This is a genomic window from Streptomyces sp. NBC_01198, assembly GCF_036010485.1.
Lineage (GTDB): Bacteria > Actinomycetota > Actinomycetes > Streptomycetales > Streptomycetaceae > Actinacidiphila.
This window is the reverse complement of the sequence record NZ_CP108568.1, coordinates 3,864,981-3,887,180: the sequence shown is the minus strand read 5'-3', so window position 1 is coordinate 3,887,180 and position 22,200 is coordinate 3,864,981. Positions and strand designations below refer to the sequence as shown.

General features: G+C 72.2%; 17 protein-coding genes. 11 read left to right on the top strand and 6 right to left on the bottom strand.

Features of this window, described 5'->3' with window-relative positions; translation table 11 throughout:
• Positions 1–15: 15 nt before the first annotated feature.
• A complete protein-coding gene (locus tag OG702_RS17405; RefSeq protein WP_327289805.1) occupies positions 16–1,026 on the bottom strand; it encodes an aldo/keto reductase in 1,011 nt (336 codons plus the stop codon).
• Positions 1,027–1,388: 362 nt separating this feature from the next.
• On the opposite strand from OG702_RS17405, the gene kdpF reads away from it, so the two are divergent.
• Genes kdpF through OG702_RS17375 form a run of 6 tightly spaced genes read left to right on the top strand, consistent with a single transcriptional unit; the run spans position 1,389 to position 7,473 of the window.
• Positions 1,389–1,478, top strand: coding sequence for a K(+)-transporting ATPase subunit F (gene kdpF / locus OG702_RS17400; RefSeq protein ID WP_327289804.1), 90 nt, complete (start codon positions 1,389–1,391; stop codon positions 1,476–1,478).
• On the top strand, positions 1,478–3,142 hold the full coding sequence (gene kdpA / locus OG702_RS17395) for a potassium-transporting ATPase subunit KdpA (protein WP_327289803.1): 1,665 nt from the start codon (positions 1,478–1,480) through the stop codon (positions 3,140–3,142). The genes kdpF and kdpA overlap by 1 nt, the downstream gene beginning before the upstream one ends.
• Entirely contained in the window at positions 3,142–5,280 is a 2,139-nt protein-coding gene (kdpB, locus tag OG702_RS17390; RefSeq protein WP_327289802.1) for a potassium-transporting ATPase subunit KdpB, read from the top strand. The genes kdpA and kdpB overlap by 1 nt, the downstream gene beginning before the upstream one ends.
• A gap of 44 nt (positions 5,281–5,324) precedes the next feature.
• Positions 5,325–5,957 carry a potassium-transporting ATPase subunit KdpC gene (kdpC, locus tag OG702_RS17385; protein WP_327289801.1) on the top strand — a complete coding sequence of 211 codons (633 nt, stop codon included), beginning with the start codon at positions 5,325–5,327 and terminating at the stop codon, positions 5,955–5,957.
• A 59-nt stretch (positions 5,958–6,016) separates the two neighbouring features.
• Positions 6,017–7,000, top strand: a complete 984-nt coding sequence (locus tag OG702_RS17380; RefSeq protein WP_327289800.1) for an aldo/keto reductase — start codon at positions 6,017–6,019, stop codon at positions 6,998–7,000.
• A 20-nt stretch (positions 7,001–7,020) separates the two neighbouring features.
• Positions 7,021–7,473, top strand: a complete 453-nt coding sequence (locus OG702_RS17375) for a type II toxin-antitoxin system PemK/MazF family toxin (RefSeq protein WP_327289799.1) — start codon at positions 7,021–7,023, stop codon at positions 7,471–7,473.
• Between the two features lie 122 nt (positions 7,474–7,595).
• On the opposite strand, the gene OG702_RS17370 is transcribed toward OG702_RS17375, so the two are convergent.
• Entirely contained in the window at positions 7,596–9,554 is a 1,959-nt protein-coding gene (locus OG702_RS17370) for an amino acid transporter (RefSeq protein WP_327289798.1), read from the bottom strand.
• Positions 9,555–9,841: 287 nt separating this feature from the next.
• Positions 9,842–10,543: a hypothetical protein gene (locus tag OG702_RS17365; RefSeq protein ID WP_327289797.1), complete on the bottom strand. Its 702-nt coding sequence runs from the start codon at positions 10,541–10,543 to the stop codon at positions 9,842–9,844.
• 202 nt (positions 10,544–10,745) lie between these two features.
• Here OG702_RS17365 and OG702_RS17360 point away from each other — a divergent pair, with 202 nt between their 5' ends.
• Entirely contained in the window at positions 10,746–11,648 is a 903-nt protein-coding gene (locus OG702_RS17360) for an aldo/keto reductase (RefSeq protein ID WP_327289796.1), read from the top strand.
• A gap of 381 nt (positions 11,649–12,029) precedes the next feature.
• Here the strand turns inward: OG702_RS17360 and OG702_RS17355 are convergent, their stop codons facing one another.
• The gene (locus tag OG702_RS17355) at positions 12,030–12,710 is read right to left on the bottom strand and encodes a response regulator transcription factor (RefSeq protein ID WP_327289795.1); all 681 of its coding nucleotides are present in this window, start codon (positions 12,708–12,710) and stop codon (positions 12,030–12,032) included.
• On the bottom strand, positions 12,707–14,098 hold the full coding sequence (locus OG702_RS17350; protein ID WP_327289794.1) for a sensor histidine kinase: 1,392 nt from the start codon (positions 14,096–14,098) through the stop codon (positions 12,707–12,709). The genes OG702_RS17355 and OG702_RS17350 overlap by 4 nt, the downstream gene beginning before the upstream one ends.
• Positions 14,099–14,313: 215 nt before the next feature.
• Between OG702_RS17350 and OG702_RS17345 the strand changes: the two genes are divergently transcribed.
• The 4 genes from OG702_RS17345 to OG702_RS35505 all read left to right on the top strand — a co-directional run bounded on the left by OG702_RS17345 (position 14,314) and on the right by OG702_RS35505 (position 19,900).
• Positions 14,314–15,057, top strand: coding sequence for an ABC transporter ATP-binding protein (locus tag OG702_RS17345; protein WP_327289793.1), 744 nt, complete (start codon positions 14,314–14,316; stop codon positions 15,055–15,057).
• Entirely contained in the window at positions 15,054–17,429 is a 2,376-nt protein-coding gene (locus tag OG702_RS17340; RefSeq protein WP_327289792.1) for an ABC transporter permease, read from the top strand. Before OG702_RS17345 ends, OG702_RS17340 begins: the two co-directional genes overlap by 4 nt.
• Before the next feature lie 100 nt (positions 17,430–17,529).
• Positions 17,530–17,838 carry a zinc-ribbon domain-containing protein gene (locus OG702_RS17335; protein ID WP_327289791.1) on the top strand — a complete coding sequence of 103 codons (309 nt, stop codon included), beginning with the start codon at positions 17,530–17,532 and terminating at the stop codon, positions 17,836–17,838.
• A 139-nt stretch (positions 17,839–17,977) separates the two neighbouring features.
• Positions 17,978–19,900 (top strand): SpoIIE family protein phosphatase, encoded by a 1,923-nt coding sequence (locus OG702_RS35505; protein WP_442814448.1) that lies wholly within the window; start codon positions 17,978–17,980, stop codon positions 19,898–19,900.
• A gap of 104 nt (positions 19,901–20,004) precedes the next feature.
• Here OG702_RS35505 and OG702_RS17320 read toward each other — a convergent pair whose 3' ends face one another.
• Entirely contained in the window at positions 20,005–22,038 is a 2,034-nt protein-coding gene (locus tag OG702_RS17320) for a S53 family peptidase (RefSeq protein ID WP_327289790.1), read from the bottom strand.
• Between the last annotated feature and the right edge of the window lie 162 nt (positions 22,039–22,200).

The window sequence follows — 22,200 nt, the reverse complement described above, 5'->3', positions numbered from 1 at the left end:
CCCCCGCCGGGCTCGTCACCAGGCGAAGGCCTCCGGGGACGGGCCGGGGCCCGGGAAGATGGTGTCCAGGGCGGTCAGCAGGTCGGGGGTGAGGTCGAGGTCCAGGGCGCGCAGGGCCGAGGCCAGGTGGGCCGGGGTGCGGGGGCCGACGATCGGGGCCGTCACGCCGGGGCGGGTGAGCAGCCAGGCCAGGGCGACCTCGCCGGGCTCCAGGGCGTGCTCGGCGCACAGGTCCTCGTAGGCCTGGACCCGCGCGCGGACCGCCGGGTCCGCGAGGCCGGCCGCCGAGCGGCCCACCGACGTGCGCGACCCGCCGCCCTCCCGCTCCTTGCGCAGCGCCCCGCCCAACAGGCCCTGGTTCAGCGGTGACCACGGTATGACCCCGAGGCCGTACGCCTGCGCGGCCGGGATCACGTCCATCTCGGCGGTGCGCTGGGCCAGGTTGTAGAAGCACTGCTCGCTCACCAGCCCGAGCGAACTGCGGCGCCGGGCAGCCTCGTTGGCCTGCGCGATGTGCCAGCCGGCGAAGTTGCTCGACCCGGCGTAGAGGATCTTGCCCTGGGCGACCAGGACGTCGATCGCCTGCCAGATCTCGTCCCAGGGCGTCGCCCGGTCGATGTGGTGGAACTGGTAGACGTCGATGTGGTCGGTGCGCAGCCGCCTGAGGCTGGCCTCGACCTCGCGGCGGATGTTCAGCGCCGACAGGTGGTCGTGATTGGGCCAGGACTGCTCGCTCCAGGGCGTGCCGTCGTTGGTCATGTTGCCGTAGAGCTTGGTGGCCAGTACGACCTTGTCCCGCCGCCCGCCGCCCTGGGCGAACCAGCCGCCCAGCACCTCCTCGGTGAGGCCCTTGTGGCCGTCGTCGCCGTAGATGTTGGCGGTGTCGAAGAAGTTCACCCCGGCGTCCAGCGCGGTGTCCATCACGCCGTACGCGGTGGCCTCATCGGTCTCCGACCCGAAGTTCATCGTCCCGAGCACCAGCCGCCCGACCTTGAGGCCGGTCCGGCCCAACTGCGTGTATCTCATGGGGGTTCAGCCAACACCTTGGAGTGCGCTCGATGGCAAGCCGTATTCCACGCCGAACGTAAGGCGCCCCCCTGGGCGCCGGGACCCGTCGTCCCGGGAGCCTGCGCCGGCGGAGGCGCGGGCCGGGCCGGTGCGAGCCGTCAAGGCGGCGTCAATGGCGTGGGCCCCGGCGCCAGGGAAGCGTTAACAACGGCGGGCGCGCGGGTGGGCGGGGTGACCGTATGGGCGGGGCCAATCCGGTCCCCTTGCCCTCCCTGATGTCACCACTGGGGTGTCGCCGACATGTCCGATCTCGTATTCATCGCTGTGACGATCGCGGTCTTCGCCGTGCTCGCACTCGTCGCCAAGGGGGTCGGGCGGCTGTGAGCGTGGAAAATGCCGTGGGCCTCGTCGTGGCCTGCTGCCTGCTCGGTTACCTCGTGCTGGCCCTGATCTTCCCCGAGAGGTTCTAGTGAACGACACTCTCGCGGGCTGGCTCCAGATCACCGTCCTGATCGCGGCGCTGGCGCTGACGTACCGCCCGCTGGGCGACTACATGGCCCGCATCCTGACCACGGGCAAACACCTGGCGGTGGAGAAGGTCTTCTACCGGCTCGGTGGCGTCGACGCCGATGCCGACCAGCACTGGGGCGCGTATCTGCGCAGCGTGCTGGCCTTCTCCGCGGTCTCGGTGCTCTTCCTCTACGGCTTCCAGCGGCTGCAGAACCACTTCCTGCTGTCGCTGGGCTTCGCGCCGGTCAAGCCGGACCAGGCCTTCAACACCGCTGCGTCGTTCGTGACGAACACGAACTGGCAGTCGTACAGCGGTGAGGTCACGATGGGCCATCTGGTGCAGATGGCCGGTCTGGCGGTGCAGAACTTCGTCTCGGCCGCGGTGGGTATCGCGGTGGTGGCGACGCTGATCCGCGGCTTCACCCGCAAGCGGACGGACCGGGTGGGGAACTTCTGGGTCGATCTGACGCGGATCACCTTCCGGCTGCTGGTGCCGATGGCGTTCGTCTTCGCGATCGTGCTGGTCGCGCTGGGTGCGGTGCAGAACTTCCACGGTATCCAGCAGATCAGCACGCTGGTCGGTGACAAGCAGTCGCTGACCGGCGGGCCGGTCGCCTCGCAGGAGGCGATCAAGGAGCTGGGGACCAACGGCGGCGGCTTCTACAACGCCAACTCCGCCCACCCCTTCGAGAACCCCAACGGGACCAGCAACATCCTGGAGATCTATCTGCTGCTGGTGATCTCCTTCTCGCTGCCGCGTACGTTCGGGAAGATGGTCGGCGACCACCGGCAGGGTTACGCGATCCTGGCCGTGATGGGCCTGATCTGGGCCGCGTCGGTGACGCTGATCACGGTCAACGAGCTGCACAGCGTGAGCAGCACGGCCGGTCACAGTGCGGGCGGGATGCTGGAGGGCAAGGAGCAGCGGTTCGGCATCTGGGCCTCGGCGTTGTTCGCGGCGTCCACGACGCTGACCTCGACTGGTGCGGTGAACTCCTTCCATGATTCGTTCTCGCCAGGTGGCGGCGGGATGACGATCTTCAACATGATGCTCGGCGAGATCGCGCCGGGCGGCACGGGCTCCGGGCTGTACGGGATCTTGATCCTGGCGGTCATCGCGGTGTTCGTGGCCGGTCTGATGGTCGGGCGGACCCCGGAGTATCTGGGCAAGAAGCTCGGTGCGCGCGAGATGAAGTTCGCCTCGCTGTACATCCTGGCCACCCCGGCGGTCGTACTGATCGGCACGGGGACGGCGATGTCGCTGAAGGGTGAGCGGGCCTCGATGCTCAACACCGGCCCGCACGGCTTCTCCGAGGTCCTCTACGCCTTCACCTCCGCCGCCAACAACAACGGCTCCGCCTTCGCCGGTATCGGCGTCAACACCCACTGGTACAACACCGCGTTGGGTCTGGCGATGCTGTTCGGCCGCTTCCTGCCGATGATCTTCGTGCTGGCGCTGGCCGGTTCGCTGGCGAGACAGCAGCCGGTCCCGGTCACGGCGGGGACGCTGCCCACTCACCGGCCGCAGTTCGTCGGCCTGCTCACCGGCGTGATCGTGATCGTCGTCGGCCTCACCTATTTCCCCGCGCTCGCGCTGGGTCCGCTCGCGGAAGGTCTGCACTGATGTCCCTGACCACCGACCGGCCGCAGCCGGTCCCGTCCGGCGGCGAGGCCGCCCATCCCCAGGAACCGCACCGCGTCTCGGGCGGGCTGCTCGACCCCAAGCAGCTGCTGGTGTCCATCCCCGACGCGGTGAAGAAGCTCGACCCGCGGGTGATGGTCCGCAACCCGGTGATGTTCGTGGTCGAGGTCGGCGCGGTGCTGACCACGGCCTCGGCCATCAAGGACCCGGGGGTCTTCCCCTGGGTGATCACCGTGTGGCTGTGGTTGACCGTGGTCTTCGCCAACCTCGCCGAGGCCGTCGCCGAGGGCCGCGGCAAGGCGCAGGCCGAGACGCTGCGGAAGACCAGGACCGAGACGGTCGCGCGCCGCCTCACCGACTGGCGGCACGGCGACCGCACGCTCGCCGAGGAGCCGGTGCCCGCTGCCGGGCTCAAGCTGGGCGACCACGTGGTGGTCGAGGCCGGACAGGTCATACCCGGCGACGGCGACGTGGTCGAGGGCATAGCGTCGGTGGACGAGTCGGCGATCACCGGCGAGTCCGCCCCCGTCATCCGCGAGTCCGGCGGCGACCGCTCGGCCGTCACCGGCGGCACGAAGGTGCTGTCCGACCGCATCGTCGTCAAGATCACCTCCAAGCCCGGCGAGACCTTCATCGACCGGATGATCGCCCTGGTCGAGGGCGCGTCCCGGCAGAAGACGCCCAACGAGATCGCGCTGAACATCCTGCTGGCCTCGCTGACCGTGGTCTTCCTGCTGGCCGTCGTCACGCTCCAGCCGATGGCGATCTACGCCGGCGCCGAGCAGTCGCTGGTCGTCCTGGTGGCCCTCGTGGTGGCGCTGATCCCGACCACGATCGGCGCGCTGCTGTCCGCGATCGGCATCGCCGGCATGGACCGGCTGGTGCAGCGCAACGTCCTGGCCATGTCGGGCCGCGCGGTCGAGGCCGCAGGCGACGTCAACACCCTGCTGCTGGACAAGACCGGCACCATCACCCTCGGCAACCGCCAGGCGGCCGAGTTCCTGCCGGTCAGCAGCATCGGTATCGACGCGCTCGCGGACGCCGCGCAGCTGTCGTCGCTGTCGGACGAGACGCCCGAGGGCCGCTCGATCGTGGTGCTCGCCAAGGAGCGCTACGGGCTGCGCGGCCGCGAGCTGGGCGGGCAGGCCGAGTTCGTGCCCTTCACCGCCCAGAGCCGGATGAGCGGCGTCGACCTCACCGAGGACGGCGACCGGCGGGAGCTGCGTAAGGGCGCGGCCTCCGCGGTCATGCACTGGATCAGGGAGAACGGCGGCCACCCCACGGAGGAGGTCGGCCCGATGACCGACGCCATCGCGGCCAGTGGCGGTACGCCCCTGGTCGTCGGCGAGGTCGTGCACCGCGGCGGGACCACCACCGCGTCCGTGCTGGGGGTCATCCACCTCAAGGACGTCGTCAAGGCCGGGATGCGCGAACGCTTCGACGAGCTGCGCCGGATGGGCATCCGCACGGTGATGATCACCGGCGACAACCCGCTCACGGCCAAGGCCATCGCGGAGGAGGCGGGCGTGGACGACTTCCTCGCCGAGGCCACCCCTGAGGACAAGATGGCGCTGATCAAGCGGGAGCAGGCCGGCGGCAAGCTGGTCGCGATGACCGGCGACGGCACCAACGACGCCCCCGCGCTGGCCCAGGCCGACGTCGGCGTGGCCATGAACACCGGTACCTCGGCCGCGAAAGAGGCCGGGAACATGGTGGACCTGGACTCCAACCCCACCAAGCTGATCGAGATCGTGGAGATCGGCAAGCAGTTGCTGATCACCCGGGGCGCGCTGACGACCTTCTCGATCGCCAACGACGTCGCGAAATACTTCGCGATCATCCCCGCGATGTTCGCGGTCGCCTACCCGGGCCTGGACAAGCTCAACATCATGGGCCTGCACAGCCCGACCTCGGCGATCGCCTCGGCCATCATCTTCAACGCGCTGATCATCATCGCGCTGATCCCGCTGGCCCTGCGCGGGGTGCGCTACCGGCCCTCGTCGGCCGGGGCGCTGCTGGGCCGCAACATCCGTATCTACGGCATCGGCGGCCTGATCCTGCCCTTCATCGGCATCAAACTCATCGACCTGATCATCCAGTTCATTCCCGGACTGCGCTGACATTGCGGACCGGCCTGAAAAGGCTGCGAAAGAAGGTGTTCGACATGGCCAACTACTTCCCACCGGCCGTCCGCCGTCATCTGTCGGCGCTGCGGATGCTGCTGGTGCTCACCGTGATCACCGGTGTGCTCTACCCGCTCGCCGTCACCGGTGTCGCCCAGGCGGCGTTCCACCACCAGGCCAACGGCTCGGTGGCCACCGACAACGGCAAGACGGTCGGGTCCGGCCTGCTGGGCCAGAACTTCGACCTGCCGAAGAAGAACCCGGCCGACGCCGACGAGGCGGCGCGGCCCGACCCGAAGTTCTTCCAGCCGCGCCCCTCGGCGGGTTCCTACGACCCGCTCGCCTCGGGCGCCTCCAACCTCGGCCCGAACGACCCCGGCCTGATCAAGGCGATCAAGGACCGCAGGGCGGCGGTCGCCGCCTTCGACGGGGTCAACCCCAGGGACGTCCCCGCCGACGCCCTGACCGCCTCCGGCTCCGGCCTGGACCCGGACATCTCCACCGCCTACGCCTACGAGCAGGTCAACCGGGTCGCCCAGGCCCGCGGGCTGTCCCAGGCGCAGGTGCACCAGCTGGTCGCGGATCACGTGCACGGCCGCGACCTGGGCTTCCTGGGCGAGCCCCGGGTCAACGTCCTCGACCTGAACAGGGCGCTGAACGGGCTGTCCGGCTGAAGCCCCGCTCCCGGTCCCGCCCCTCGGGGCAGGACCGGGAGCGACGTAGCATCGGGCTCATGGAACAACGTGTACTGGGCAGGACCGGCCGTGCGGTGTCCGTCGTCGGCCTCGGCACCTGGCAGCTCGGCTCCGACTGGGGCGACGTCAAGGAGGCCGACGCGATAGCGGTGCTCGACGCCGCGGTCGAGGCGGGCGTCACCTTCTTCGACACCGCCGACGTCTACGGCGACGGCCGCAGCGAGCAGCTGATCGGCCGCTACCTCAAGGACCGGCCGGACGCCGGGATCTTCGTCGCCACCAAGATGGGCCGCCGCGCCGAGCAGCGCCCGGAGAACTACAGCCTCGACAACTTCCGCGCCTGGAACGACCGTTCCCGCGCCAACCTGGGCGTCGACACCCTCGACCTGGTGCAGCTGCACTGCCCGCCCACCGCCGTCTACGACTCCGGCGCGCTCTACGACGCCCTCGACACGATGGTCGAGGAGCACCGCGTCGCCGCCTACGCGGTCAGCGTCGAGACCTGCGACGAGGCGCTGGCGGCCATCGCGCGCCCCGGGGTGGCCAGCGTGCAGATCATCCTCAACCCCTTCCGGCTCAAGCCGCTGGAGAAGGTGCTGCCGGCCGCCGCGGAGGCGGGCGTCGGCGTCATCGCCCGGGTGCCGCTGGCGTCCGGCCTGCTCAGCGGCAAGTACACCCGGGACACCGTCTTCGCCGCCGACGACCACCGCTCGTACAACCGGCACGGCGAGGCCTTCGACCAGGGCGAGACCTTCTCCGGCGTCGACTACCCGACCGGCCTGGAGGCCGCGGTGGAATTCGCCGCGCTGGCGCCCGAGGGCGCGACCCCCGCGCAGACCGCGCTGCGCTGGATCGTCCAGCAGCCCGGCGTGACCTCGGTGATCCCCGGGGCCCGCTCGGTGGAGCAGGCCAGGGCCAACGCGGCGGCCGCCGCGCTGCCCGCACTGTCGCCCGGCGTGCTCGACGGCGTCCGGGACCTGTACGACCGGCGGATCCGGGCACAGGTGCACGAGCGCTGGTGAGCGCCCGATAGCGTCGGGGCGTGACGACTTCCACCGACAGCCACCCCGAATTCCCCGGCGCCGCAGGTCCCTACGCGACCACCCAGGCCGACCCGAACGAGGTGGGCCGGGTGCGTACCGGCTACGCCCCGGCCCACGACGGCGACCCCGACCCCGGCGAGATCGTCTGGACCTGGGTGCCCTTCGAGGAGAACGACGGCCGCGGCAAGGACCGCCCGGTGCTGGTCGTGGCCCGCGAGGCGGGCGGCACGCTGCTGGCCGTCCAGCTCTCCAGCAAGCGCCACGACCACGACCGCGAGTGGGTCCCGATAGGCGACGGCCCCTGGGACCGGGCGGGCCGCGACTCCTGGGTCGACGTCGACCGCGTCCTGCGGCTGCACGAGCAGGGCATGCGCCGCGAGGCCTGCGCCCTGGACCGGGGCCGCTTCAACCTGGTGGTCAACCGGCTCAAGGAGCTCTACGGCTGGAACTGAACGCGCCGACCCGGCGGTGCGGTGTCCGCGCCGCCGGTCAGCGCAGGTCCGAGGCCCGGAACTGTCCTGACGGCGCCGCCCGCGGTCCAAACGGATCTCTTACGGGCGGGTGCCGCACGCGGTCAGCCGACGTGCACCTTGGGACGGCGGCTGCGGTCGGGCTCCGCCTCGCGCAGCACCTCGCGGGTCACCGGGGCGACCTCGCCGTGGCCGAAGAGGAAGAAGCGCAGGAAGTTCGCGTAGGGGCTGCCCTCGGTCCACTCGAAGTAGATGTGCGGCTTGCACCCGGTGATGTCCCGGACGTGCAGCAGCAGCGCGGCCAGTGCGTTGGGCACCGAAGGGCTCTCCAGTGACAGCACCCGGTAGCGCCCGTGCAGCACGTTGCCCTGAACGGTCAGCGCCGACTCGAACTCGGAGGCGTCCCGCACGGTGACCTCCACCAGGACCAGGTCGTCCTCCTGCGGGATGTCGTTGTCCAGCCGGATCTGCTGGAGCTTCTCGCGGTATTCGGCGGCGTCCCGCAGCCCCGGCTCGTTGGCGACGAAGCGGACCCTGCGGGTGGCGATGTCCCGGACGAACCGCTCGGCCATCGGGTCCAGCTGCACGCTGGTCACCCGTAGTTCGAAGGCGCGGGCCAGCCGGGACAGGAACGACACCAGCATGATGCCCGCGATGAAGCAGGCGCCGATCTTCACACCGTCGGGTCGCTCCAGCACGTTGACCACGGTCGTGTAGAGGAAGACCACCGAGATCACGCCGAAGCCGATCGTCCACCCCCGCTGCCGGGCCTTGCGGGCCGCGATGGTCACCGCGATCGCCGCCGAGCTCATCAGCACCAGCACACCGGTGGCGTACGCGCCGCCCTGCTTGTTCACGTCGGCGTCGAAGAGCCAGGTCACCAGGAAGGCGACCAGGATGAACACCAGCACCATCGGCCGCACCGCACCGGCCCAGTGCGGTGCCATCCCGTAACGCGGCAGATAGCGCGGCATCAGGTTGAGCAGGCCCGCCATCGCCGAGGCGCCGGCGAACCAGAGGATCGCGATGGTGGAGAAGTCGTAGACGGTGCCGAAGCCCGAGCCCAGGTACTGGTGCGCGAGGAAGGCCAGTGCGCGGCCGTTGGCGGGGCCGCCGGCCTGGAAGTCCTGCTCGGGTATCAGCACGGTGGTCAGGAAACTGGTCGCGATGAGGAACACGCTCATGATCAGCGCGGCCGTCGTCAGCAGCTTCTTGGTGTCGCGGATCCGCCCGGCGGGCCGGTCCTGGTCGTCGTCCGGTTCGCCCTCCACGTGCGGCATCACCGCGACGCCGGTCTCGAACCCGGACATGCCCAGCGCGAGCTTGGGGAAGATCAGCAGCGAGACGCCGATCATCACGAAGACGTTGCCGCGCTCCAGCGTCAGCCCCTGCGTCCAGTCGGTCACCAGGTGCGCGGCGGTCAGCACGTGCCACAGGCCGTCCACGACGACGACCACGTTCAGCACCAGGTAGAGCGCGACCAGGACGACGGCCACCCCGACCGCCTCCAGGAAGCCCTTGAGGAAGACCGCGCCCAGCAGCGCTATCAGGCCCAGCGTGATGACCATCTGATGGCCGTGCAGGGTGGAGGTGAAGTGCGGGTTCTCCACCAGGTGGGTGGAGGCGTCGGCGGCCGACAGCGTGATGGTGATCAGGAAGTCGGTGGCCGCGAAGCCCAGCAGGGCCAGCACGAACAGCTTGCCCTGCCAGAACGACAGCAGCCGCTCAAGCATCGCGATCGAGCCGGCGCCCTGCGGGCTCTCCTCCGCGACCCTGCGGTAGACCGGCAGCGCGCCGGCCAGCGTCACGATCACCAGCACGACGGTGGCGATCGGCGACAGCAGCCCGGCGGCGAGCGCGGCGATGCCCGGCTGGTAGCCCAGGGTGGAGAAGTAGTCCACACCCGTCAGGCACATCACCCGCCACCAGCGCTGGCCCTGGTGGACGGCCGCGGCCTTCCCCTCGGTGCCCGGCTGCTGGTGCTGGTGCCTGGCCATGTCGGACAGGCCTTCGAGCAGCCAGGAGCGGAACCTGCCCCGCTCCACCCCGGCGGTGGTGGCCATATGACCGTTGCTCCTGTCGTGCGGCGCCGTCGCCGGGCGACAGGGCGTGGTGATGCCGGCCACCGGGAGGGTGGCCTGGTCAGCGTTACGCAATCCGGTCGCCGTCGACCGTGCGCGCCCGCCGCACCCCGCGACCCCGGAAGGGGGCCGCGGGTGGTCAGGTGCGGGAGCCTCGGTCAGAGTGCGGCGCCGGGGCTGTCCGTGGGGCGCCGCACGAGGTATCCATACGCGTTCTTAACGCCGGCGTGCCGTTCTTGACGCCGCCGGGTCTTCCGTTGTGGCCGCGGTCATGCCTCCGCGGCGGTTTTGTCGTCCTTGGGCTTGGCGTCCTGCTTGGCCTCGGCGTCGGCCTCGTCCTTGACCTCGGCGTCGTGCTCGGCCTCGGCGTCGTCCGCGGTCTCGGGTGTGACATCGGTCTCGGCTGTGACGTCCGCCTCACCGCTTCCGGCGCTCTCCCCGGTCCCGGCTCCGGCGGTCTCGCCTTCGGCCGCCTCCTCGGCCGGCTGCTCCCCGGGCTCCTCGAAGTGCTCGTCGAGTACGGCGTCGAGCTCGGCGGTCCAGGTCTTCAGCAGGCCGCGGGACTTGGCCTCGACATGCGTCTCGAACCAGCGGCGCGGGCCGGTGTAGACGGTCACCTCGAACCGCTTGCTGAAACGCGGTGTGTCGATCTCGACCGCGCCGATCTCGTCCCAGGTGAATTCCGCCTCCTCGCCGTCCAGCCGGAAGACGATGCCCACCCGGTCGGCCAGGATCGTCGCGCGGCGGTCGGAGACCTCGAAGAGCGGTTCGCCCCGGTCCTCTTCCTCCTCGTCGTCCTTCTTCACCGTGCCGACCGCGTCCGCGGCGGGCTCGGCCAGGGCGGGCTCGGGGACCGCGGTGACGTCCTCCACCGCGTCCTCGGCCGCGGCCTCTTCGGGCGGGGCGGCCTCGGCCGGGTCCGAGGCTTTCACCTCGTCCGCGGCAGGACGCGGGGGCAGGAGACCTGGCACGAATGCCGGATCGGTCCCTGCGGGGTGTATCGCCGGTGTGATCGAACCTGTGCGCTGCTCCACGGCGGGCAGTATGGCCGATAAACCTGTGCTGTCAACAGTCGCCCCGGTCCGGGCGCCGCCGCGGGGAAATAAGAGGAGCGCGCGGCGGCGTTGGCGAGTGGTTGTCATACCGCCTTTCCGTTCCCCGAGGGAGAACCACATGTCCGAGCTCACCGCACCACCCGCCGCGGACGCGGCATCGGCTCCGGCCTCCGCCGCGGCCTCCGGCAGCTTCCTGCTCGGCGGGGACCTGCCGGTGACCCGGCTCGGCTACGGGACGATGCAGCTGACCGGGCCGGGCGTCTGGGGCGACCCCGCCGACCCGGACGAGGCCATACGCGTGCTGCGGCGCACCGCCGAGCTCGGCATCACCTTCATCGACACCGCCGACGCCTACGGTCCCTTCACCGCGGACCTGCTGCTGCGCAAGGCCCTGCACCCCTACGCCGACGACCTGGTCATCGCCACCAAGGCCGGCTTCTCCCGCCCGGCTCCCGGGGAGTGGGTGCCGATCGGGCGCCCCGAGTATCTGCGGCAGCAGGTCGAGCTGAGCCTGCGCCACCTCGGCGTCGACCGGATCGACCTGCTCCAGCTGCACCGCATCGACCCGAAGGTGCCGGTCGCCGAGCAGGTCGGCGAGCTGGCCGCGCTGCAGAGCGAGGGCAAGATCCGGCACATCGGGCTCAGCGAGGTGACGGTCGAGCAGATCGAGGAGGCGAGTGCGACGGCGACGATCGCCGCCGTGCAGAACCGGTTCAACCTGGCCGACCGGGGCTCCGAGGACGTCCTCGACTACGCCGAGGCCCGCGGTATCGCCTTCATCCCCTGGTTCCCGCTGGCCACGGGGGCACTTGCCGGGCCGGACAGCCGGCTGACCCGGATCGCCGCGGAGCGCGAGGCCGCGCCGTCCCAGCTGGCCCTGGCGTGGCTGCTGCGCCGCTCCCCCGTCATCCTGCCGATCCCGGGCACGTCCTCCGTCTCCCATCTGGAGGAGAACACGGCGGCGGCGGCCATCACCCTCACCGACGCGGAGTTCCAGGCCCTGGAGCACGCCACCGCCTGAGCTTGCCCACGCGGTGGGCCGCGCCCGTGCGGTGGGCCGCGCCCGTGAGGTGACTGCCACTTGCGGTGGTCGGCTTGCCTGCGGCCCGGTGGGGGCTTGTCGCGCAGTTCCCCGCGCCCCTGAAAAACGGTCACCCTCTCCCCAGAGGCCAACCCCCCCAGGGGCGCGAGGAACTGCGCGCGCAACCACGACGCACCGCATCTGCGAAGTGCCACCGCAAGTGGCAACCCCCCCAGGGGCGCGAGTAACTGCGCGCGCAACCACGACGCACCGCATCTGCGAAGTGCCACCGCAAGTGGCAACCCCCCCAGGGGCGCGAGTAACTGGGCGACAAGCCCCCACGGCGGGGAGGAAGCGACGCCGCCGCAAGTGGCAGTCAGCTCATGGGGCAGCGGCACCCGGGGTGACGAGGCCGGATTCGTATGCGGCCACCACCGCCTGCGCGCGATCGCGCAACCCCAGCTTCGACAGGATCCGCGTCACATGCGTCTTGACGGTCGCCTCGCTCACCCCCAGCCCCCGGGCAAGCTCCGCGTTGCTCAGGCCGCCCGCCAGCATCCGCAGGACTTCCAGTTCGCGCGGGGTGAGCGCCGCGAGGTCGCGGTGGACGGTGGATCCGCGGCCGCCCACCGCCGCGAAGCGTTCGACGAGGCGCCGGGTGATCGCCGGGGCGAGCAGCGCGTCGCCGGCCCGGACCAGGCGGACCGCGGCGACCAGGTACTCCGGCGTGACGTCCTTGAGCAGGAAGCCGCTCGCTCCCGCCGCGAGCGCCGCGTAGACGTACTGGTCGAGGTCGAAGGTGGTGAGGATGACCACCCGGGGGTCGGCGGCGGCGCCGGTGAGGATGCGCCGGGTCGCTTCGAGGCCGTCGAGGCCCGGCATGCGGATGTCCATCAGCACCAGGTCCGGCCGGGTACGGCGTACCGCGTCGACGGCCTCGGCGCCGTCCGCGGCTTCGCCGACGACCTCGATGCCGGCGGCGGTGAGGATCATGCGGAAGCCGGTGCGTACGAGCCCCTGGTCGTCGGCGATGACGACCCGCAGCGGCGGTTGCGCGCTCATGCGTCTCCTACCGGGATGACGGCCCGGACCCGGTAGCCGCCGGTGATGCGGCGCCCCGCGTCGAGGGTGCCGCCGTAGACGGCGAGGCGTTCGCGCAGGCCCAGCAGGCCGCGGCCGTTTCCGGTGCCGGCGGCCGGTGAGGGGGTGCCGCCGGTGTCGGCGACCTCGATGCGGACCTCGCCCGGCAGGTAGTCGACGGTGATGGTGACGCTGGCACCCGACGCATGCTTGACGGTGTTGGTGAGGGCTTCCTGCGCGACCCGGTACGCGGCCAGGTCGACGCCCGCGGGCAGCGGGACGGGGGCGCCGGTGACCGCGAGGTCGACCGGGACGCCGGTGCCGCGGACGCGTTCCGCCAGCACGCCGACCTGGCCGAGGCCCGGTTGCGGGGCGAGCGCGGCCGCCTCGGCGTCGGCGGGGTCCGAGGTCATGGCGAGCAGGCCCATCACGTGCCGCAGTTCGGCCATCGCGGCCCGGCCCGCTGACTCCACCGCGAGCAGCGCCTCCCTGGCCAGTTCCGGCTGGGCGGTCAGCACGGTGCGGGCGGCCCCGGCCTGAACGGTCATCATGCTGACGTTGTGCGTGACGACGTCGTGCAGCTCGCGGGCGATCCTGGCACGTTCCAGGTCCACCGCGAGCCGGGTCGCGGCCTCCCGGTCGGCCTCCATGGTGTGCACCCGCTGCCGCCAGGTGTGCACCGTGTTCGCGGCGAGCCCGATCGGCACCAGCAGCACGAACGGCACGAAGCCCGGCGAGATGTCGGGGATGTTCACCTCGTGGAAGGCCGCCATCAGCGCGGCGCCGACGAGCAGCGCGACGGTCGTGAGCCGCCGGTAGGGGCTGTAGAGGGCGGCGCTGTAGGCGCCGATGAGGCAGCCGACAAAGGTGAGGACGGCCAGGTCGTCGGCGCCGTACCGCACCCAGGTCTCCTGCTCGGCCCAGTGGAAGACCAGGGTGCTGGTGAGCACCGCGGTGTACGCGGTCACCGGGTAGCGGCGGCGCAGCGCCAGCGGCAGGGCGGTCAGCGCGGCGAGCCCGAGCAGCCACAGGGGCGCCGTGCCCAGCTCGGTGGGGTGCGGGCCGCCGAGGTAGGGGTATGTGTCGCCGTCCAGCCGGGGTATCGGCGGGAGCGGCGGCAGGTCGGGCACCGGCGGCCGGGGTGGTGCGCCGAGCCCGGCCGGGACGCCGGTGTGGCGCGGCACGGGACCGTCGGTGACGTCGTGCGCGGCTGCGTAGACGGTGGTGGCGGCCAGGAAGACCGCGAGCATCACGTCGGCCGCCCACGCCCAGCGCGACAGCCGCTGCCGTCCCTCGGACGCGGGCGGCGCCGGGCGCCACAGCGGTGCCAGGGCGTCCTTGATCCGGGCGGCGAGCGGCGGGGTGGTCACCGGCCCAGTGTGCACAACCGGCGTGACCTGGTACATCCCCCGGCTGACCGGTACGGGCCCGGAGGCGTACGACTTCCGCGTACGCCTCCGGGATGACGCCGGCGGCCGTCCGCCCACCGCCGTACCCGGGATCCACAGGCCGGCCGACGCGGCGCCGCACACACCGAACCTAGCGTCGGCGTACCGCACAACCGGCCCGTACGGGGAGGACCCACGTGAGCAGTGGCAGCACGCCCATCATCGACATCCGCGAGGTGCGGAAGAGCTACGACGACGGCCCGCCCGCGCTCGACGGCCTGTCGCTGACCGTGCGGGCGGGGGAGGCGCTGGCCGTGCTCGGCCCGTCGGGCAGCGGCAAGTCGACGCTGCTGAACCTGATCGCGGGCCTGGACCGGCCGACCGGCGGCAGCGTCACCGTCGACGGCGTCCGGGTGGACGAGCTGGGCGAGACCGGCTCGGCCCGTTTCCGGCGGGAGCGGATCGGGATGGTCTTCCAGTTCTTCAACCTGCTGGACGACCTGACGGTGACCGACAACGTGCTGCTGCCCTCGCAACTGGTCGGCGCGGGGCGCGCGCAGGCCGGGGCGCGGGCGGCGGAACTGCTCGACCACCTCGGCATCGCCCGGCACGCCCGCGCCTACCCGGGCCGGCTGTCCGGCGGCGAGCGGCAGCGGGTCGCGGTCGCGCGGGCGCTGATGAACCGGCCCGCGCTGCTGCTCGCCGACGAGCCGACCGGCGCGCTGGACACCGCCTCAGGCGCGGAGGTGCGCTCGCTGCTCACCGAGTTGAACGACGACGGCCAGACGATCCTGCTGGTCACCCACGACCTGGCGCTGGCCGAGGCGTGCGCGAGCCGCACCATCGAGCTGGTCGACGGCCACATCGTGCGCGACGTGGGCGGCGGCCGCCCGGCGCCCGCCGGCGGCACGGCCGGCGGTTCGGCGGCGGTGGCCCGATGAGCGCGCTCGGCAAGGTCGTGCGGGCCGGTGTCGGGCGCCGCCGGGTGCAGACCGTGGTGATGGTGCTGACCACGATGATGGCGGTCACCGCCTCGATCATGGCGGGCGGCCTGGTGGTCGCCTCCCAGGCGCCCTTCGACCACGCCTTCGCGCGCCAGCACGGGGCCCACCTGGCCGGCCGGTTCGACGGGGGCCGGGCGAGCGCCGCCCAGGTCGCGGCGACCGCGCACTCCGCGGGCGTGACCGCGGCCGCCGGACCCTTCGCGGTGGTCTCCGCGACGCCCCGCACCGGCCAGGGCGACCTGTTCGGGGAGGGCATGCCGCCGCTGACCGTCGTGGGACGGGCGCGGGCCGGCGGCCCGGTCGACGCGGTCTCCCTCGACAAGGGCCACTGGGTCACCGGGGCCGGCCAGATCGTGCTCGCCGTGCAGGACGACGGACCCCGCGTCGCCCGGGTCGGCGACACGGTGGACTTCCCCGGGCTGCCGGGGAAGCCGTCGCTGACGGTCGTCGGCCTCGCGCGATCGGTCAGCAGGACCGCCGACGCCTGGGTGGTGCCCGCGCAGCTCGCCGCGCTGACCAGGCCGGGCGCGGCACCCTCGTACGAGATGCTCTACCGCTTCGCGCACGCCGGCAGCGGCGGGCAACTGGCCCGCGACAAGGCCGCGCTGGCCGCCGCCGTGCCGCACGGGGCGCTCACCGGGTCGGTGTCCTACCTGACGACCAAGCACACCGCCGACCGGCAGACGGCGACCTTCGTGCCCTTCATCGTGGCCTTCGGGGTGCTCGGCCTGGTGATGTCGGTGCTGATCATCGGCATCGTGGTCAGCGGCGCGGTCAGCGCGGGCACCCGGCGGATCGGGGTGCTCAAGTCGCTGGGCCTGACCCCGGGCCAGGTCGGCAGGGCCTACGTCGGCCAGGCGCTGATCCCGGCGACGACCGGCACCGCGCTGGGCGTCGCCCTCGGCAACCTCGCCGCCCTGCCACTGCTGGCGCAGGCCTCCGACGCGTACGGCACCGCGCCGCTGACCGTCGCCTGGTGGCTGGACCTCGCGGTGCCGGCCGGCGTGCTCGCACTGGTGGTGGCCAGCGCGCTCGCCCCGGCGCTGCGGGCGGCCCGGCTGCGTACGGTCGAGGCGCTGGCCGTCGGCCGCACCCCGCAGGTGGGCAGGGGCCGGTTCGCCGCGCGGCTGGCCGCCCGGCTGCCGCTGTCCCGCGCGCTCACCCTGGGCCTGGCGGGACCCTTCGCCCGGCCGGCCCGCTCGGCCACCATCTGGGCGGCGGTCGCCTTCGGCGCGGTCGGCGTGACCTTCGCCTTCGGGCTCGGCTCGTCGCTGTCCGGGATCCAGGACGGCGTCAACCGGGACGACCCGGGGCAGGTCTCGGTCGACACGTTCGCGATGCCGGCCCCCGGCAGCCCCGGCGACCGCCCGCCAGGACCGCCCGCCCCCGCCGACGCGGCGGCCGTCGCCCGCACGATCGCGGCGCGGCCCGGCACCGCCGGATACTTCGGCACCGCCACCCGGCAGGCCGGCTTCGCCGGGGTCCCCGGCGCGGTGACCGTCACCGCCTACCAGGGCGACTCGTCCTGGGGCGGCCTCCAGATGGTCTCCGGGCACTGGCTCGACGGGCCGCGCCAGATCGTTGTCGGCCGGCGCTTCCTGGAGGCCACCGGCAAGCACGTCGGCGACAGCGTCACCTTCGAAGGGGACGGGCGCGAGGCCGCGGTGCGCATCGTCGGCGAGGCGCTGACCGTCAGCGACGACGGCATGCGCGTCGCGGCCGACGCCGGGACCTTCGGGGCCGTGGGTGTCACCGTCCGGCCGGAGACCTTCCAGGTCGAGCTGGCTCCCGGCACCGACCGGGCCGCCTATCTGGAGGGCCTCGACACCGCCCTGCGCCCGCTGCGGGTCGAGGCCCGGGCGCAGGGCGGCCAGGTCAGCTCCACGGTCGTCGCGATGGACACGATGATCGTGATGCTCACCGTGATGCTGGTGGTCGTCGCCGGGCTGGGGGTGCTCAACACCGTGGTCCTGGACACCCGGGAGCGGGTCCACGACCTCGGCGTGATGAAGGCGCTCGGCATGGCGCCGCGCCAGACGGTGGCGATGGTCGTCACCTCGGTCGCCGGTATCGGGGTGGTCGCCGGCGCGGTCGGGGTACCGCTGGGCATCGCCCTGCACGGCTACGTCATCCCGGCCATGGGCGATGCGGCAGGCACCCATATCCCACCGGTCGACCTGGACGTCTACCACGTCCTGCCGGTCGCGCTGCTCGCCCTGTCGGGCCTGGCCATCGCGGTGGCCGGGGCACTGCTGCCGGCGATGTGGGCGGCGCGGACGTCCACCGCGTCGAGCCTGCGGACGGAGTAGCCGGCGCCGGCCGCCGGGTCCCCGCCCCCGCATATCGCGGGGGCGCACCCGTGCGGCACACTCTCCTCAGCAGGACACCGAGACGAGGGGGGAATTTCGCATGATCATATTCGGGACCCGGGGCTATCTCTACACACTGGCGATGATCACGCTGGTCTGCGGGCGTTGCGGCAATCCGGCCGCGCACTCGCTCAAGAAGCGGGTCACCAAGTTCACGCTCTTCTTCGTGCCGCTCTTCCCGATCAGCACGAAGTACGTCACCCAGTGCACTTTCTGCGGTGCCGCCCAGCAGCTGTCGAAGGAGCAGGCCGAGCAGCTGCAGGCCGGCGTGCAGGGGCAGCCGCAGCAGCAGTACGGCCAGCCGGCCGCGCAGCCCTCGGGCCACGACCACCAGCACCCGACCGCCTGAAAGCGGCCGAATACCGCGGGGCGCCCGGGATAGGGCACCCCGGTGAAAAGGCGCGGGCGTCCGTGGCGCGGGCGCCCGCGTTTATTACGGAGCCGTTGCGATCCGGGGCTCACAGCAATGCGCGGGGGCGGCACGATGCGTGGGGGCGGTACGCCGGGCAGACTCGGTAACCGGGGGAGGGTCGTCCGGCGGGCTGGAGGTGGTTGGCGTGAACAGCACTCCGCTGCTGGCCGTGCACGGCGTCTCCAAACGCTTCGGAGCGGTGCAGGCGCTGCGTGACGTCAGCCTCACGGTCAACGAGGGCGAGGCCGTCGGACTGGTCGGCAGCAACGGGGCGGGCAAGTCCACGCTGGTCAAGGTCATCGCGGGGGTGACACAGCCGGACGCGGGCGTGGTCGAGTGGCGGGGCCGGGCGGTCGATCTGCGCCGGCCGCAGGACGCCATGAAGCTGGGCATCGCCACCATCCACCAGGACCAGGCGCTGTGCGACAACCTCGACACGGTCGAGAACCTCTTCCTCGGCCGCGAGTTGCGCACCCTGGGCATGCTCAACGAGATCAAGATGGAAAAGCGGGCCCGCAGCCTGCTGGACGCGCTGTCGGTGTCCATCGGCAGCCTGCGCGTCCCGGTCGCGTCGCTGTCCGGCGCCCAGCGGCAGGGCGTCGCCATCGCCCGGGCGCTGATCGGCGAACCCGAACTGATCATCCTCGACGAGCCGACCGCCGCGCTCGGCCCGCGCCAGGCCGCCCGGGTGCTCGAACTGGTGCAGCGGCTGCGCGACCAGCACCTCGGAGTGCTGCTGGTCAGCCCGGAGATGGAGGAGGTCCGGGCGGTCACCGACCGGATGGCGGTGCTGCGGGTCGGCCGCAACACCGGCTTCTTCGACACCAGATACTCCACCCAGGAGCAGATCGACGCGGCCGTCACCGGCAGCACGGCGATGGCGGTGAACCTGCAGCAGAGCCTGCTCCCGCACGGCCTGCCCGAGCAGAACGCGTTGGACGTCGCCTTCCGCTACCTGCCCGCGCAGGCGGGGGTCGGCGGCGACTGGTTCGACGTCATCCCGCTGGCCGGCGCCCGGGTCGCGGTGGTGGTCGGCGACATCGTCGGGCACGGCATGCACGCGGCGGCCACCATGGGGCGGCTGCGCACCGCCGTCTTCAACTTCTCCATGCTCGACCTGCCGCCCGACGACCTGCTGGCGCACCTGGACGACCTGGTCAACCGGATCGACAAGGACGAGGCGGCCCCGGGCGGCGGCCTGCCCGGCGCCGGCGCGCCGATCGCCGGGGCGACCTGCCTCTACGCGGTCTACGACCCGGTCACCCGCCGCTGCCAGCTGGCCAGGGCCGGGCACCTGCCGCCCGCGGTGGTCCGCCCGGACGGCACGGTGGAGCTGCTGGAGGTGCCGGCCGGCCCGCCGCTGGGCCTGGGCGGCCTGCCCTTCGAGTCGGCCGAGCACGAACTGGCCGAGGGCAGCCGGCTGGTCCTCTACACCGACGGCCTGGTCGAGGACCGCGTCCGGGACATCGACGTCGGCATGGACCTGCTGCTGACCGCGCTGAGCGGCCCGCCCGGGCGTACGGCGGAGGAGACCTGCGAGGCGGTCGTCAGCGCGATGCTGCCCACCGCGCAGGAGGACGACATCGCCCTGCTGGTGGCCGGGACCCGCGCGCTCCCCGAGGACCGCATCGCCCGCTGGGACGTGCCCGACGACCCGGCGGCGGTGGCCGCCATCCGCAACGCGGCCATCGGCCAGCTGACCGCGTGGGGCCTGGACGACCTGGCGTTCACCACCGAGCTGGTCCTCAGCGAGCTGATCACCAACGCGATCCGCTACGCCACCGGACCGATCCACGTCCGCCTGCTGCTGGACCGCACGCTGATCTGCGAGGTCGCCGACTCCTCAAGCACCTCCCCGCACCTGCGCTACGCCGCCACCACCGACGAGGGCGGCCGCGGGCTCTTCCTGGTGGCCCAGCTCGCCGAGCACTGGGGAACCCGCTACACCAAGTCCGGCAAGATCATCTGGGTGGAGCAGCGCCTCCCCCTGGGGCCCTGACCCGGCCGGCCCCTGACCGGCCCCGTCTGCCGCGAGGCAGGCCCGGCACGCCACCGGCCCGGCGGAGATCCTCCGCCGGGCCGGTGGGGTGCTGCGGGAGGGACCTACCGGCGGGCGCCGGTCAGGTAGGAGAGAGTCGGGGTGCCGAGGCCGGTGGCGTCGTCGTAGCCGCGGACCGCGTTGAGGCTGGTGTCCTGGCCGAAGGCGACCAGGCGCACGGTCAGGGCGCCGTTGACCTCGCCGAAGTCCACGATGCTGCTCAGCGGGGTCTTCGCGTGGTGGGCGGCGTTCTGGTCGACCACGTCACGGAACTGGCCGGGGTGGGCGTAGAGCAGCGGGTTGGCGAAGCCGACGGCGTGGTGCCTGGCCTGGAGCGCGTCCGCCTGGACCGCGGCGAACTCCGGGGAGGACACGCTGGTGCCGCCGTAGCCGGCCTCGCTGTAGTCGGCGCCGTCGGAGATGCCGACCAGCACCGAGGTGTAGAGGTCGCCGACCATCGACACGTCGGGCGTCACGCGCATGGCGTCACGGCTGTGCGCGCCCGTCATCAGGGTGTGCGACAGGGAGTTGGGGACCGAGCGCCGCTGGTAGGCCGGCTGCGCGAAGTCCTCGCTGGTGCCGCCGCCCCCGCCGAAGTAGAACGGCGCCGGGACCGCGGGGACCCAACTGGTGCCGTCCGCCGACAGGTTGGAGCGCAGGGTGCCCATGTCGGTCTCGAAGCCGTAGCTGCCCGACTTGTTGTCGATGCCCAGCGCGGTGCCGCCGACCGAGGTCACCCACGGGTCGGAGTCGGGCCAGTTGGCCTGCGCGCGGGTGGTGTCGGCCTGGCAGTTGGCGCCGGTCGCGGCGGCCAGCGGGCTGCTGTCGCCGCAGTCGCCCGCGGAGAAGCCGATGCCGATGCCCTCGGCGGCGGCCTGCTTGAACACCTGCTCGTACGCGGCGATCTCGGACGCCGAGACGTCGAGGTTGTCCGAGGTGTGCATGATCTCGCCCCACGAGTTGGAGACGACATCCGCCAGGTGCTGGTCCACGATCGTGGTGATCGCGCTCAACAGGTCATCGTCGTTGCAGGAGTTGGCCCCCACGTAGACGACCTTGGCGTCGGGCGCGAGCCCGTGCGCCATCTCGACGTCGAGCGCCTCTTCCGGCGCCCAGCCCTCCGGGCCGCCGCACAGGTCCTGGTCCTGCCACTGCGAGGGGTCCACGCGCTCGGTGTACTGGCCGCTCTTGAACGCCTTGTCACCGTGGTTGACCGCGTACTGGTTCGCGTCGGCGAGCATCGTCGAGCTGCCGTACGCGTCCACGATGGCGATCGTCGCGCCCTTGCCGGTCAGGCCGGAGGCGGTGATGCCGTAGGCCTTGCGCAGCTGCGAGGGGTAGAACGAGCACTGGTCGAAGGGCGTCGCGCCCTTGGAGTAGCCCGCAGGGCCGGCCGTGGTCGACTTCTGGCCCCAGTAGTCGGAGCAGGTCGCGGTGGTCGGCAGCGTTCCCTTGCCCTTCTGCGCCGGGCTCGCCGTGCGGTTCGCACCGGTGGCGCCTGCCGGGTCGTCCACCCGGATCGAGTCGGGGCTGGCCTTGGTGCCGGCCGAGCTGAGGCCGTTGACGCCGAGGACCGCGGAGGACACCGTCGCGGGGACGGTGACGTCGCGGGCCGGCGCGTGCCGCAGCTGCCCGCCCACCCGGTACTGGTGGATACCGGTGCCGAAGGCCTTGGTGATGGCCGAGTCGGTGCCCCGTACGGTGATCGCGTGCTGGGTGCTGCCCACCACCTTCAGGCCCGCGCCGGTCGCCCACTTGGTGACCGCGCCGATCTGCGCGGCGGTGGCGCCGAACCGCGCCTGGTACTGCGCGGGGCTCAGGAACTGCCCGTAGCTCGCGTTCGCCGGGTCCGAGACCGCGGTGGCGTAGGCCGTCAGGCCCGCCGGGTCCTGGCCCGCCAGGTAGACGGTGCCGGTGATCTCGGTGCCGGACGGTACGGATCCGGCGTCGCCCGCCGGGGTCGCCCACGCGGGGTGGGTGCCCGCGATGGTCTTCGCGGTGGGCGCGGCGGCCGAGCCGGCCGCCTGCGACGGAGCGGCGATCAGCAGCGAGCCGGACGCCAGGGCGAGCGAGGCCGCCGCGATCACGGCGGCCCGCACTGCACGGGGTTTGTGTATGTCGGTGATGACTACTCCAACGTGTGGCTGGTGGCGGGACTTGACCGTTCGGTGACCGGAAACTGACCGGCCGCCGGGCTGTAGTGTGCACGCCACACGAAGGGGGAGGGAACCGCGAAAGGTGGTCCTTAGCTGGACCTTTAA

Coding starts and splice junctions, on each gene's coding strand:
- kdpB (WP_327289802.1), top strand. CDS start 3,142: ATGTCCCTGACCACCGACCGGCCGCAGCCGGTCCCGTCCGGCGGCGAG.
- OG702_RS17360 (WP_327289796.1), top strand. CDS start 10,746: ATGTCCGAGCTCACCGCACCACCCGCCGCGGACGCGGCATCGGCTCCG.
- OG702_RS17380 (WP_327289800.1), top strand. CDS start 6,017: ATGGAACAACGTGTACTGGGCAGGACCGGCCGTGCGGTGTCCGTCGTC.
- OG702_RS17340 (WP_327289792.1), top strand. CDS start 15,054: ATGAGCGCGCTCGGCAAGGTCGTGCGGGCCGGTGTCGGGCGCCGCCGG.
- OG702_RS17405 (WP_327289805.1), bottom strand. CDS start 1,026: ATGAGATACACGCAGTTGGGCCGGACCGGCCTCAAGGTCGGGCGGCTG.
- kdpC (WP_327289801.1), top strand. CDS start 5,325: ATGGCCAACTACTTCCCACCGGCCGTCCGCCGTCATCTGTCGGCGCTG.
- OG702_RS17335 (WP_327289791.1), top strand. CDS start 17,530: ATGATCATATTCGGGACCCGGGGCTATCTCTACACACTGGCGATGATC.
- OG702_RS17370 (WP_327289798.1), bottom strand. CDS start 9,554: ATGGCCACCACCGCCGGGGTGGAGCGGGGCAGGTTCCGCTCCTGGCTG.
- OG702_RS17355 (WP_327289795.1), bottom strand. CDS start 12,710: ATGAGCGCGCAACCGCCGCTGCGGGTCGTCATCGCCGACGACCAGGGG.